8 protein-coding genes are annotated in these 13,375 nt (G+C 61.6%); 1 reads left to right on the top strand and 7 read right to left on the bottom strand.

Going from position 1 to position 13,375, the window contains the following annotated elements:
• Positions 1-7 precede the first annotated feature (7 nt).
• The gene (locus AX703_RS15425; protein ID WP_082734631.1) at positions 8-1,846 is read right to left on the bottom strand and encodes a methyl-accepting chemotaxis protein; all 1,839 of its coding nucleotides are present in this window, start codon (positions 1,844-1,846) and stop codon (positions 8-10) included.
• 78 nt (positions 1,847-1,924) lie between these two features.
• The gene (locus AX703_RS15420) at positions 1,925-4,435 is read right to left on the bottom strand and encodes a TonB-dependent receptor domain-containing protein (RefSeq protein ID WP_062345314.1); all 2,511 of its coding nucleotides are present in this window, start codon (positions 4,433-4,435) and stop codon (positions 1,925-1,927) included.
• 205 nt (positions 4,436-4,640) lie between these two features.
• On the opposite strand from AX703_RS15420, the gene AX703_RS15415 reads away from it, so the two are divergent.
• Complete coding sequence (locus AX703_RS15415) at positions 4,641-5,810, top strand: DUF2332 domain-containing protein (RefSeq protein WP_062345312.1); 1,170 nt, start codon at positions 4,641-4,643, stop codon at positions 5,808-5,810.
• A gap of 582 nt (positions 5,811-6,392) precedes the next feature.
• On the opposite strand, the gene AX703_RS15410 is transcribed toward AX703_RS15415, so the two are convergent.
• The 5 genes from AX703_RS15410 to AX703_RS15390 all read right to left on the bottom strand — a co-directional run.
• Positions 6,393-6,659: a DUF5985 family protein gene (locus AX703_RS15410; protein WP_039331754.1), complete on the bottom strand. Its 267-nt coding sequence runs from the start codon at positions 6,657-6,659 to the stop codon at positions 6,393-6,395.
• Complete coding sequence (locus AX703_RS15405) at positions 6,659-6,931, bottom strand: DUF5985 family protein (RefSeq protein ID WP_062345310.1); 273 nt, start codon at positions 6,929-6,931, stop codon at positions 6,659-6,661. Before AX703_RS15405 ends, AX703_RS15410 begins: the two co-directional genes overlap by 1 nt.
• Positions 6,928-7,305, bottom strand: a complete 378-nt coding sequence (locus AX703_RS15400) for a hypothetical protein (protein ID WP_039331751.1) — start codon at positions 7,303-7,305, stop codon at positions 6,928-6,930. Before AX703_RS15400 ends, AX703_RS15405 begins: the two co-directional genes overlap by 4 nt.
• A gap of 42 nt (positions 7,306-7,347) precedes the next feature.
• The gene (locus tag AX703_RS15395) at positions 7,348-9,375 is read right to left on the bottom strand and encodes a response regulator (RefSeq protein ID WP_082734634.1); all 2,028 of its coding nucleotides are present in this window, start codon (positions 9,373-9,375) and stop codon (positions 7,348-7,350) included.
• Positions 9,372-13,375, bottom strand: a 4,004-nt coding sequence (locus AX703_RS15390) for a HAMP domain-containing protein (RefSeq protein ID WP_062345306.1), incomplete at its 5' end; no start/stop codon positions are given. The genes AX703_RS15395 and AX703_RS15390, both read right to left, overlap by 4 nt.

The following is a 13,375-nucleotide window of genomic DNA, read 5'->3' as shown; positions in this document are numbered from 1 at the left end:
TCGCTTGTCAGAACTCCGACCAGTCGTTGTCGATAGCGAGATTGCCTGTCGCCAGCGGGACCGACGGCGCAGGCGTTGTCGCCCTGACGCATGACGGCGCCACCGTCGGGACTCGTGGCAGGACGGGTGTCGGGAGGCGGCGCACTTCGCCGCCGATGCGGAAGCTGGAAAAGGCGTTGGCAAGCTGGCCGGCCTGCTCGCTCAGGTTCTTGGTCGCGGCGTTCGTTTCCTCGACCATCGCCGCGTTCTGCTGAGTCATCTGATCCATCGCACCGATCGCACCGTTGATCTTGCGCAAGGCGATGCTCTGCTCGCCCGCCGTCTCGGCAATGGTCGAGATCGACGAAGTGACCGCGCCAACGCGGCTGATGATCGTCTCCAGAGCCGAACCGGTCTCGTTGACCAGCGATACGCCCGACCTGACGTGGCTCGTCACCGCCTCGACGCGCTGCTTGATCGCGTTGGCGGCTTCTGTCGCACGCTGCGCAAGCGCGCGCACTTCCGATGCGACGACCGCGAAACCCTTGCCGGCCTCACCCGCTCGCGCTGCCTCGACGCCTGCGTTGAGCGCGAGCAGGTTGGTCTGGAAGGCGATCCCGTCGATCATTGTGGTGATTTCGGAAATCTCGGCACTGGCACGTTCCACGTTATCCATCGCCTCGATCGCCTTGCTGACGACAATTCCGCCATTCTCCGCCTCGCCGCGCGCCTCGACCATCGATCCGCTGACTTGTGCAGCGATCTTGGCATAGTCCTCGATCTGGGTCGTCAGGTGCTCCATCGCACTCGATGATGCCTGCAGGCTCGCCGCCTGCTGTTCGCTGCGGGTCGCGAGATCGGTCGTGGCCTGCTGGATCTCGGAAGATGTCAGGTTGATGGCGACAATGCTGTCCTGCACCAGTCCCATGGCCTGGCAAAGACGCTCCATCGCTTCGTTGAAGTCGTCCGCCACTGTCTGGAATGCCGGAGGGACGCCAGCAATGCGCACCGAAAGGTCCGCCTGGGCAACGGCTGAGAGGCGCTCGCCGATCTGCGCCATGGCTCGCTCGCGGTCGGCCACGGCGCGGGCGCGGTCAAGAGCGGCGTCGCGGAAGACCATGACCGCGCGAGCCATGTCCCCCAGCTCGTCGGCACGGCTGGTTCCGGGAATGGGCGCGTCATTCCGGCCGTCGGCAAGCGCCGTCATCGTTTCGGTCAGGTCCGAAAGCGGAACGGCGATAGACCGCGAAAGGCGCCGCGACAGCACGAGGGCAAGACCAATCAGGGTGGCACCGCCGATTGCCAGCGCTATCCACGCGAAGATGATCGCGCTTTCCTGCCGCGCCGTCTCCTCGGTGATCTCTTTGGTCTTGGCATCTTTCACCGCGCGCAGTGGCAAAACGGCATCGCTCACCAGCACGGCCTTGCCTGCCGCACGGACCGCCTCCTGCGCCGCATCGCGCTGGCCGGCCTTGACGACGGCGATATACCTGTCGCCCCAGCTTTCGCGCCACTTCAGTGTTTCGGTGCGGGAGCGACGCACAAGGTCCTGAAGCTCCGGCTCTGTGAGTCGGGCTTCCAGCGCAGCGGATGTCTTGTCGTAATCGACACGACCTTCGTGATACGATTTGAGATAGCTTTCGTCGGCGGTCACCAGGAAACCACGGAACTGGCTGTTCTGCCGCAGCAGCGCGGTCTCCAGTGCCAAGGTATCGGCCAGGACTGCCTGGCTTTCGGTATTGCGCGCACTGACATTCGACACCATCGCCAGGCTGATGCCGAAGACAACCATCATCAGGGCTGCTGTCACGTTCAGCGCGACGAAAGCGAAGCCGAGGCGGCGCGGAATGTTCATGCGGTCGAACACGAGTGTGGTTTCCTTGTCGGGCGTTATCGCCTTGGTGTCGATCGTGGCTCGCCCGCGGACGAACGAGCCACCCGAGGATCAGAAGCTGTAGCGGATCGAGCCGGTGACCGTGCGCGGGTTCAGCGTCCGGATGTTGGCGATCCCCGATGCAGGAATGGTGCTGGTCGATGCCGAATAGACAGCCAGCTTGTCGAACACGTTGAAGGCGTTGACCGCAAGCGTCAGCTGCTGTGCCGGATGGAACTGCACAAACGGGCTGACGACGACGTAGCCGGGCAGCTTGAGCTGGTTCGTATCCTGCGCATAGCTGCTCGTGGTGGCATTGATCACAGCTCCAAAAGCCAGGGACGCAAACTCGACGGTCGGCCGGGCATTGAAGGAAAGTGACGGAATGTAGCGTGGGACGTTCCCGACGAGTTCCGGGAAATCAGCATCCTTGACGATCTTTGCCTTGGTCCAGGTCCCGCCGATGGCCAGCCCGAAGGGACCGCGCTTGAATTCACCCTCGAGTTCGATGCCCTTTGCAGAATACTCGCGCACCACGTCCAGGACGATGACGTTGCCGTTCTTGTCGGCGGCCAACTGGGTATTGCGTTCCTCGGTTGATGCCCAAAAGCCGGTCACGTAGATGCCGACACCGTCGTTGCGATATTTTACACCCGCTTCCGCCTGCTTCACGATTCCGTACTTCAAGGCATCATTGGCAAGCTGGCCAGTCGTTGCATTCAGCGATCCAGGGCGCAGGACGCGATCCGCGCTGGCGCGTCCGCCGCGGCTGTAGCGGGCAAACACTGAAAGCGGCTGGGCTATACGATAATTGACCCCGGTCGAGTACGACAAGTAGCCGTAATTGTAGTCAACCCGGATCGGTCTTGTCAGCGGCAGCACGGCAACCGTCGATTCGACTGGTGCGATGGCGCCATCGCGGTTGATATCGAAGGGAGCAACCAGTTCGTCGGTAATGACCTTCCCACTCACGTCGCCACGATCATAACGCAAGCTCGCCCCGATCGAGAGCTTGCCGGTCGCAAAGTTGATCGAGCCATATGGCGCAGTGATGCGGTACTTCGTGTCGAAATTGTAATTGCCGTAAGCGCGCGGCTGTCCGAAGCCGAAGCCGTAGGCAAACACGCCGTTCTGGCTGAGCAGCGTCCCGCTGGCATTGCGCAGGTCAAGCGGCGCCATCCGTCCGTTCCCGACGACGTCGGAAATGGCGTTGGTGAAGCTCCAGTCGACATTGTAGTCCTGAATGGCGTTGTAAATGCCGCCGCTGACAGTCAGCTTGCCGCCATTGAGGGCGAAAACGCGTGACGCTCGCAGATCGTTGGTGATGTTATCGTTCGACTTCTGGTTCATGTTCAGCAGCAGATTGATGCTGGCGAGGCCATTGCCGTTGATCTGGTTACCGGGCGCGAGGACCTGCCCGAGATTCGGGCCGGCGGCGTAGGTCAGGCTGGCGCCCGGGCCGCCCAGGATGGTCGATATCACCGCCGACGGCGCGGAAAGCATGGAATCAACCTGATTGAAATCGCCGCTGATGTCGGCAAACCGGAAGCGATTGCTGACAGTCCAGTCGGCAATCTCGAATTGCGTTTCCAGCCCGATCGCCTTGACGATCGCACGCATGCCATTTTCAAGACTGCGGTTCAGGGGATTGTTCTGGTCGTCCGTGCCAAGGTAACCCGCGACAAGCGGCGAGCCATAGCCGTCACCTGCCAGGCGAGTTCCAGCGATGCTGGCGAAGACCGGCGCTTCATCCGTCCCGGTAATCCGCGCCGGTTGCGTTCCATAGTTCGGCTGTCGGTCGTCGAGGTACTTGCCATAAATGCGAACGTAGCCACCGGCGAAGTTCCGCGTCACGTTCAGCTTGATCTGACCGCCGCGGTAGGCGGTGTACCCATAATCGCGCGGTCCTTCCCCTTCGCGGTAGAAGCCGCCGACGTGAAAACGCCAATTGTCGCCCAGAGGACTGCCATAATCGAAGTCAATTCGCTTGAGATCGTGACCGATTCCGCTGGAAACCTGGAAATTGCCGCTTTCGATTTCGCCCGTCTTCGAGATCAGGTTCACGACCCCGCCAGGCGAGTTGGACGCGAATGTGGAGGCTGATCCGCCGCGGATCGACTGAATCTGGGATATGTTGAAGTCAGCCCGCAGATACCGGTCCGCGGCGTTGAACTGCATGTCAGCGAATTCCAGCACAGGCAGGCCGTCTTCCTGAAGCTGGAGGTACTTCGAACCATCGGCTGCCAGTGGTAGACCGCGGACGGTAATCGACGAGTAGCCATCGACGTCCGAGGTCAGCGACCGGATGCCCGGAATGTTCTGCATGATGCCGGAAATGGAGCTGACCGAGAACTTGGCCAGGTCGCTTTCGTCGATCACGCTGGCCGAGATGGCAGTGTCGAGAAGATCGCGCCCCTTGGCGACGCCGGTGCTGAACGTCTTTCCGGCTGCTGTCGATCCGGACACGGTTTCGGTCCGCTTGACCGAGGGCGTGTCGCCGGCCTCGCTCAGGTCTTCTGCGAAAGCCGGAGCCGCGAGACTGCAGCCAAGCAAAGTGGTAGCAAAAAGCTTCCAGGTATGCATAAAATCCCTCAATTGATTTATCTTCCTTGAGGGTCAATAATCACCGGTCGTTAAGTCACGACGATCAAAATATTACGTAATGATACGACTGAATTATAACATATTAACATAATATTTATTGCAGGATACGGAAAATCCGCAATTCTCGGCATTCGAATAATTGAGGACGACCTTCTAGGGTGTGGTTGCCCCGCCGTCAGACACCATGAAAGACAAAACCTTGCCGATCGCTGCCCTTGCCGAACCATTTGCCGCTTCGGCTTTCGCGACAGGGCGCGGCGCAGCGCAGCTCGCAGTGGAAGCGCAAAAGGCGCGAAACTTCGGAAAGATGTTTGTGGCAGCCGTCCTCGAGAGCGCGGCCCGGGTCCTTCCGCAGGCACCGAGCCTCGCCCATGCGATTGACACCTGGCCGGGCGACCTGGCCAGCGCTGGCGTGATTTTCCGCCTGAATGCCGGACTTCACGCTCTGGCGCGCTCAGGCAAATATCCGGGCCTTGCTGCAATCTACAGCCGAGCGCAGCCTGCCCAGGCGCCCGAACCCTCGTTGCTCGACAGAACGCTGTCAATGGCGCTCCACGATTGCGAGGCAGATCTGCTCGAATGGATGAGCGGACCGACCCAGACCAATGAGGTGGCACGCGTAGCCGGCCTTGCCGCAGTGCTGATGGAGCTGGACGCGCGCGCGCCTATGCCGACCCACCTGCTCGAACTGGGATCGAGCGCCGGATTGAACCTCAATCTCCGACACTACTCTCTGCGTCTGGGCACGCATGGCACGGGTGACCCTGCCAGTGCTGTATCCATTGCGCCACGCTGGATCGGCCCGTCGCCCAAAGGCGAACGGATCGATCTGGCCAGCGCAAAGGGCGTGGACCTGAACCCCCTCGACGTGCGCCGTGACGCCGACAGTGAGCGGCTTCACGCCTATATCTGGCCTGGCGAGCAAGTGCGATCGGAGCGCCTGCGGGCAGCTATCGCGATCGCCCGGGTCCATCCCCCACAGGTCGAACGGGGCCGCGCCGGCGAATGGCTTGTCCGCGAACTTGCCGCGCAGCAGCCGCAGGGTGAGCGGCGCGTCATATTCCATTCGATGGTCACCCAGTTCCTTCCTGAAAGCGACCGCAGAATGATCGACTGGGCAATGGCCGAGGCAGGTCGAGCAGCAAGTCCGGCGGCACCACTCGTGCGGGTTGGCCTCGAATGGAATCCGGGTCGAACCGCCGTTGAAGTCACGGTAACGCAGTGGAACGGGCGCCCGGGATCAGGACACCCGGTCGTCTTCGCCGAATGCCATCCTTACGCCGAATGGTTCTCATGGATCGGCCCGGAAGGGAGGGAGGTCGCAGCCCAACTCGATAACGGTGTCGCCGCGTAGCACACCTTGGGCGGCACGAACATGGTGGCACTGCGCGAGCAAGTCCGCGTTCGGTGAAAGCGCAGGGTCCATCAGGCCACCGTTGGCTCTGCCCCCCAAGGTCCCACGGGAGAACGCCATATAGCCGGACCACCCCGTCTCCCTGGCGCATATCTTTATCTGACAAGGCCGGAAAGTTGGCTTGCCCGACGAACATGATCAAAGCGGTCACGCTGGAGCGGTGAAGGGAGTCCCAAAGTCCATAAGTACATGACTTAGTTTCTCCAATGTCTCGCGTCAGACCTCCGATCCCTCCCAGGCCCGATGGCCCAGCATTCAATTCTCCGTTCGCGCTGACAGAATAATTGCATCGTCGACGTCGATCCCGAGGTAGCAAACGGCGTTCTGAATGTTCGGGTGTCCCAGCAAGGGTTACTGATCCGTCAGGATCTAATGCTGTAATGGATAGGCTGGAACGGGGCTGTAATCGACGCCCCTCCCCAACAGGCGGCAACTCCTTAACCCTTGACGTTCCAGGTCCAGTTTGACGGGATGGATTCCTACCTTTTGTTGATCACTTGCGGAATCGATAACATTTACCGCTCACCTCTGGCGTCGGTTCTTGTACAGGGCGGCAAAGATGATGCAGAGGAACGCAGCAAGCCTGACAAGATACAGCCAGCTTCTTTCCTCTTCCGCGACCTCCATGAGCGCCAGCATCGCCTGACCCGCGCCGAGCAGGAGGAATGCAACCGCGAATGCTGCGAACAGTCCGTCACCAGTGCTGCGCCAAAACCGAAAGAAGAACAGCGCCGCCACTGAGAAGCCGAATGTGATGGCGCCGGCCATGAAGGAGAGCAGGGTTTCCATCAGTCCTCTTGCTCCCAGATGAACCCGAACAAGAGCACCGAAACGGCGGCGAGTGCAAAAACCAGGCGAAGCAAACGCAGGTCGTACTCCTGCAGCAGAATCATGTCGAAGATCACCACGAGGTTGTTTGCAGCGAGCAGTGTGAAGCACATCCCGCTCCACAGCAGCAGGCGCAAGTTGCTGCGCAGATAGCTTCGGAGCAGCAGAACGGCGCAACCTGTACTAGTCAGGAAGCACAGCAGGTAGACGAGAGGTGGTGCCCACTGGTTCATTTCTCGTCCCTCAGGCGGAAAGCGTCGGCAAACGCGACCATGCTCGGGGAATTGGCCCGTACGATGGCGCGGCGGACTTTGTCGGGTGCCGATTTGTAAAGGCGGATCACCTGTTCAACGGTATCTTCAAGAGAGGCAGGGGCAGCGTAACGCACCGCTCCGGCAGCGTCCGAGACGACCAGCCCAGCGCCGACGAGAGCGTCGATACCCTGCTGCACCACCAACTCGCTCGCCCGCATTGCCGTCACGATGTCGGCGAAAGGCCACGTTCGTTCGGGCTCTGCCTGGAGCAGGCAAAGCAGTTCAACTGTCCACGCCGAGCGAAAATTGGCTGCAGCAAATGCGAGCGTTCGGGCATTGTCGTGATCCTTCATGACCGCCCAGTCATGCTGCTATTGCCCGCAACTGCGACGGCCTCACGCTGCAACCTCTCCGCTCAACAGGGCCTCCAGGTCCTCCACCGAAACCGGTTTGCGGAGAAGGTGCGTGGCATCTGGCGAGGAGGCGCCCAGACTGTCGTCGGCGTAACCTGTCATCAGCACGCACGGGAGGTCAGGATGCAGCGCTCGGGCCTGCGCGATGACCTCAAGTCCATTAGCGCCCGGCATGGCGTAGTCGGTCAGGAGCAGATCGAACGGTTCGACAGGCGAACGCAGCAGATCGAACGCTTCTGCGGCGCTCGATGCACATTGTACGGTCGCGCCAAGCTCGCGCAACTGCTCTGCGATGATCGTGCCCACCGTCGGATCGTCATCTACCACGAGGATCCGACGAAGGCTGACAGGCCGTGCAGAGCGGCTTACCTCGACAAGTCGTTCGGCGACCTCCGGCTTCCGGACGGCGGGCATGAGCAGGCGCACTGAAGTCCCTTCGCCCACGATGCTGTCGATCTCGATCCTGCCGCCGGATTGCTCTACAAAGCCCAGCACCATTGAGAGCCCGAGCCCAGTGCCCTTGCCGACTTCCTTGGTGGTGAAGAACGGTTCGGTAATGCGTTCGAGGACTGCCGGTGGAATGCCTGTCCCTGCATCGCGTACCTCGATGGAAAGATAGCTTGCCGCCGGGAAAGAAGGCATGTCCGACGACGCAGGTACCACGGCTATCGAGACCGCGATCCTGCCGCCTCCCGGCATGGCATCGCGCGCATTGATGATGAGATTCACCAGCGCCAGTTCAAGCTGCGAGCGATCGGCGAAGAGGACCAGCTCGGTTTCCTCGCAGTTCCACACCAGTTCGACATTTCCGCCCAGCGTCTGCTGCACAAGCCCGATAACGGCGTCGCAGACTTCCGATGGTGGCAGGTAGACAGGCGAGAGGTCCTGCTTGCGGGCAAACGCCATCATCCGGCGCACCAGGGCCACGCCCCGCTCTGCCGCCGCGCGTACCTGATCTAGGACCTGCCGCTCGCGATCTTCCAGTCTGGCCCGCTTTTCGAGGAGCGAGGCACCGCCGAGCACTGCTGCCAGGACGTTGTTGAAATCGTGCGCCACTCCGCCCGTCAGCTGCCCCAAGGCATCCATCTTTCCGGCCTGGAGCAGCTGCGCCTCAAGTTTCTTGCGATCGGTCACATCGAACAGGGTTCCCGCCCACCTCGAGTCGTCAGCGCCTTCCTCGGAGATGCGCACTGCCCGCTCGATGAAGTGCTTGTGGCCTCCTTCGTCGCTGATCCAGCGATATTCCGCGGAGAACACCTCGCTTGACGGGTCCACCTGCAATGCGCCGCGATCATCAGGATGAATGCGATCCTCCCACCGCAAGTCACCTGTCTCGATGGCAGATGCCTCGCGTTCGGCAAGCTTGGCCAGATCGCCTGCCACAAATTCGCGGACCAAGGTGCCGGTGCCATCGCTGACAGCTTCGAACAGGGCGAGAGGCAGCGCTTCCAGCACCGCAGCCTGTCGCGCCCGCGCGGAATGCAGCTCGTTCTCGATCCGCAGCCTTTCGAGCTCGGATCGGAACCCCGCTTCGCGCAGCTCCCGCTCCGCGCGACTTCTCGCCTCGACCTGCTTCCTCATTTCGAACAGATCGACGAAGACGCTGACCTTCGAAGTCAGGACAAGAGGATCGACCGGTTTGAACACATAGTCCACCGCGCCCATCGCATACCCCCGAATCAGGTGCTCGGTCTCCTTGTTCACGGCGGAAAGGAAAATGATCGGGATGCGAGCGGTCTGCTTGCGTTGCCGGATCAGGTCTGCAACCTCGTATCCGTCCATCCCAGGCATGAACACATCGAGCAGGATCACGGCGAACTCGCCGGCCAGCAGATGGCGCAAGGCATCACGACCCGACGTTGCCGTCACCACCTCGCCCAGATCGCCCAGAACCTGCGTCAGCGCGAGCAGGTTGCGCTCGTCGTCATCGACGACGAGGATGCGGGCAGACGGGACAAGTTCCTCGCCAACTGCCTCGCATGACCGCTCTTTCGTTGCTTCGGTGGTCATTGCAGCACGCCGCTGCGAGGCGGCACGAGCATCGCCTGAACCGACGAGGCATTGGCCCGGCTCCGTCCGATCCACACCCGCAGCAGCGCGAGTAGCAGATCGATGTCGACAGGCTTCGAGATGTAATCCGACGCACCTGCATCAAGGCACTTCTGGCGGTCGCCCTTCATCGCCTTGGCCGTCACCGCCACAAGTGGAATGTCTGCGATTGCCGGAAGGGAGCGGATCTTCCGGATGGTCACGTAGCCATCCATTTCGGGCATCATGATGTCGATCAGCGCGACATCGATGTCCTCGGTAGTTTCAAGCAGTCGGATGCCTTCAGCCCCTCTCTCGGCGTGCACCACCTGCACGTCATGGGCCTCAAGAACACTGGTGAGCGAGTAGATGTTCCGGATATCGTCATCGACGATAAGGACTTTACTTCCTCCCAGCGCCTGCATTTCGCCAAGCTTGGGCTTCCTGGCCCGCCCCGGCGCAGCGGCCGGCTTGGGCTCGTCCCCGGACAAGTTCGCAATCCGGGAAAACAGCGCCTCCAGTTCGTCGTGGCTGGCAGGTTTCTCTATGACCCCTGCCGCCCCGAGGTTGAGAGCATGCGCCGCCTGCTGCGCTCCGGAAATCACGAACACGGGAATGCCGGAAGTGTCCGGCTCGTGTCGCAGCAGGTCGAGCAGGACGAAACCGTCGATGTCGGACAATCCAAGGTCCAGCGTGATCGCACTCGGACGGAGCTTGCGCACCAATCCGATCGTCCCGGAGCCAGCCGAGGAAATGACGCCCTTCAGGCCGGCATGGTGCGCCAGTTCCAGCAGGACCGTGGCAAACGTCGGATCATCCTCGACGATGAGGACGAACGGATTGCCGTTGAGCTGCTCGCGATCGTCCGGCGGAGAATAGTTCACGACCGGATCGCGCTCTGGCGATGCCGCTGCCAGCAGGGCCTGCGAAGTCGCCACGGCGTTTAGCGGTACGTAAAGGGTGAATGTCGAGCCCTGCCCCGGAACCGAGCGCACCTGAAGCTCGCCGCCAAGGAGCCGTGCGATTTCACGGCTGATCGACAGGCCGAGGCCCGTCCCGCCATACTTGCGGCTCGTCGTTCCGTCTGCCTGCTGGAACGCCTCGAAAATCAGCTTCTGCTTGTCCTCGGGAATGCCGATCCCGGTATCGCTGACCGCGATCTCCAGCGCCGCATCGAGTTCGCCGAGCACCGGGTGGCTGGGGCTCCACCCCTCCCGCGCCTTGCGGACGGAAAGTGTCACGCCTCCGGCGGCGGTGAACTTGAAGGCGTTCGACAGCAGGTTCAGGACAATCTGCTGGAGACGCTGTTCGTCGGTCTGGATCGATTCCGGGAGGGTTTCGTCAAACCTGACATCGAACGACAGGCCCTTCTCGGACGCGAGCTGGCGGAATGTGCGCTCCATGTGCTGCTTGAGCGCGACCATCGGCATGTCGCTCATCTCGATCGAGACCGTGCCGGATTCGATCTTCGAGAGGTCGAGGATGTCGTTGATCAGGTTCAGAAGGTCGGTCCCCGCGCCGTGGATCGTCCGGGCAAACTCGGTCTGCTTCTCGTTGAGGTTGCCCTGCTGGTTGTCGGCGAGAAGCTTGGACAGGATCAGCAGCGAGTTGAGCGGCGTGCGCAGCTCGTGGCTCATGTTGGCAAGGAACTCGGACTTGTACTTCGAAGTCAGCGCAAGCTGCTCTGCCTTCTCTTCCACGGCGCGACGCGCCATCTCGATCTCGAAGTTCTTGGCCTCGACCTGCCTCTTCTCGTTCTCGAGGAGCTGGGCCTTCTCCTGCAGTTCCTCGTTGGTGGCGTGGAGTTCTTCCTGCTTGCGCGTCAGTTCGGTCTGCCGCGCCTGCAGTTCCTGGGTCAGCAACTGCGACTGCTCGAGCAATCCTTCGGTCCGCATGGTCGCGGCGATCGTGTTAAGAACGATACCGACGGTTTCCATCAGCTGCGCAAGGAAGCTGTGGTGGGTTTCGTTGAACTCCTCGAACGAGGCGAGCTCGATAACCGCCTTCACCTCATCCTCGAACAGGGCGGGCAGGATATTGATATTGGCCGGTGCTGCCGTGCCGAGGCCGGAGCCGATGCGGATGAAGTCACCGGGGACCTTGGACAGCCGGATTGGCCGCTTGTCCGCCGCCGCCTGGCCGATCAGGCCTTCGCGCAGCCCGAAGCGGTGGCGCAGCTCGCCGTGGTTCTCGGCGCCATAGCTGGCGACGAGGTCGAGCCGGATGTCCTCGTCGTCGCGGCTCGTGACGTAAAAAACGCCGTACTGCGCGTTCACCAGCGGGGCCAGTTCGGACATGATCAGGTTCGAAATCGTTGCAAGATCCCTTTCACCCTGCAGCATGCGCGAAAAGCGGGCCAGGTTGGTCTTCAGCCAGTCCTGCTCGGCATTCTTGAGCGTCTGATCCTTGAGGTTGAGGATCATCTCGTTGATGTTGTCCTTCAGCGCGGCCATCTCGCCCGAAGCCTCGACCGCGATCGAACGGGTAAGGTCGCCCTTGGTCACCGCGGTTGCCACCTCGGCGATCGAGCGCACCTGATTGGTCAGGTTCGTGGCCATCGCATTCACGTTGTCGGTCAGGTCGCGCCACAGGCCAGCTGCACCCGGCACGCGCGCCTGTCCACCAAGCCGCCCTTCGACCCCGACTTCGCGGGCCATGTTGGTAACCTGATCGCCGAACGTCGAAAGCGTCTCGATCATCCCGTTGATCGTCTCGGCCAGAGCGGCGATCTCACCCTTCGCGTCGAAGGTCAGCTTGCGCTTGAGGTTGCCTTGCGCAACCGCGGTAACGACGTCGGCAATGCCGCGAACCTGGTTGGTCAGGTTGGTGGCCATCAAGTTCACGTTGTCGGTCAGGTCTTTCCAGGTGCCGCCCACGCCCGGCACTTGCGCCTGGCCGCCAAGCTTCCCCTCGGTCCCCACTTCGCGCGCCACGCGGGTCACTTCCGAAGCAAAGCCGTTGAGCTGATCGACCATCGTGTTGATGGTGTTCTTGAGCGCGAGGATCTCACCCTTCACGTCCACCGTAATCTTCTTGGACAGGTCGCCCTTGGCGACAGCAGTGGTCACGTCGGCGATGTTGCGAACCTGGCCGGTCAGGTTGTCGGCCATCAGGTTCACGTTGTCGGTCAGGTCCTTCCATGTCCCTGCCACGCCGCGCACATGGGCCTGTCCGCCAAGCTTGCCCTCGGTGCCCACCTCGCGCGCCACGCGGGTCACTTCCGAGGCGAAGGAGTTGAGCTGGTCGACCATCGTGTTGATGGTGTTCTTCAGTTCGAGAATCTCGCCCTTCACGTCGACCGTGATCTTCTTGGACAAGTCGCCAAGGGCCACGGCCGTAGTCACTTCAGCGATATTGCGCACCTGCCCGGTCAGGTTGGCGGCCATGGCGTTGACGTTGTCGGTCAGGTCCTTCCACGTTCCGCCCACACCCTCGACCTGTGCCTGGCCGCCAAGCCGACCTTCGGTGCCCACTTCGCGCGCCACGCGCGTCACTTCGGAGGCGAAGGAGTTGAGCTGGTCGACCATCGTATTGATGGTGTTCTTCAGTTCGAGGATCTCGCCCTTCACGTCCACCGTGATCTTCTTGGACAAGTCTCCCCTGGCGACAGCCGTCGTCACCTCGGCAATGTTGCGCACCTGGCCGGTAAGATTGCCGGCCATGGCATTGACGTTGTCGGTCAGGTCCTTCCACGTTCCGCCGACGCCGGGCACCCGCGCCTGTCCGCCCAGCCGGCCTTCGGTGCCCACCTCACGCGCCACGCGGGTCACTTCGGACGCAAATCCGTTAAGCTGGTCCACCATCACGTTGATCGTGTTCTTCAGCTCGAGGATCTCGCCACGCACCTCGACGGTGATCTTCTTCGAAAGGTCTCCCTTGGCGACGGCCGTCGTCACCTCGGCAATGTTGCGGACCTGGCCCGTCAGATTGTCCGCCATGAGGTTGACGTTGTCGGTCAGGTCCTTCCACGTCCCCGCGACAC

It is taken from the genome of Novosphingobium sp. CCH12-A3, assembly GCF_001556015.1.
Lineage (GTDB): Bacteria > Pseudomonadota > Alphaproteobacteria > Sphingomonadales > Sphingomonadaceae > Novosphingobium > Novosphingobium subterraneum.
Note: the sequence above shows the minus strand (reverse complement) of the source record. Positions and strands in the feature narration are given on the sequence as shown.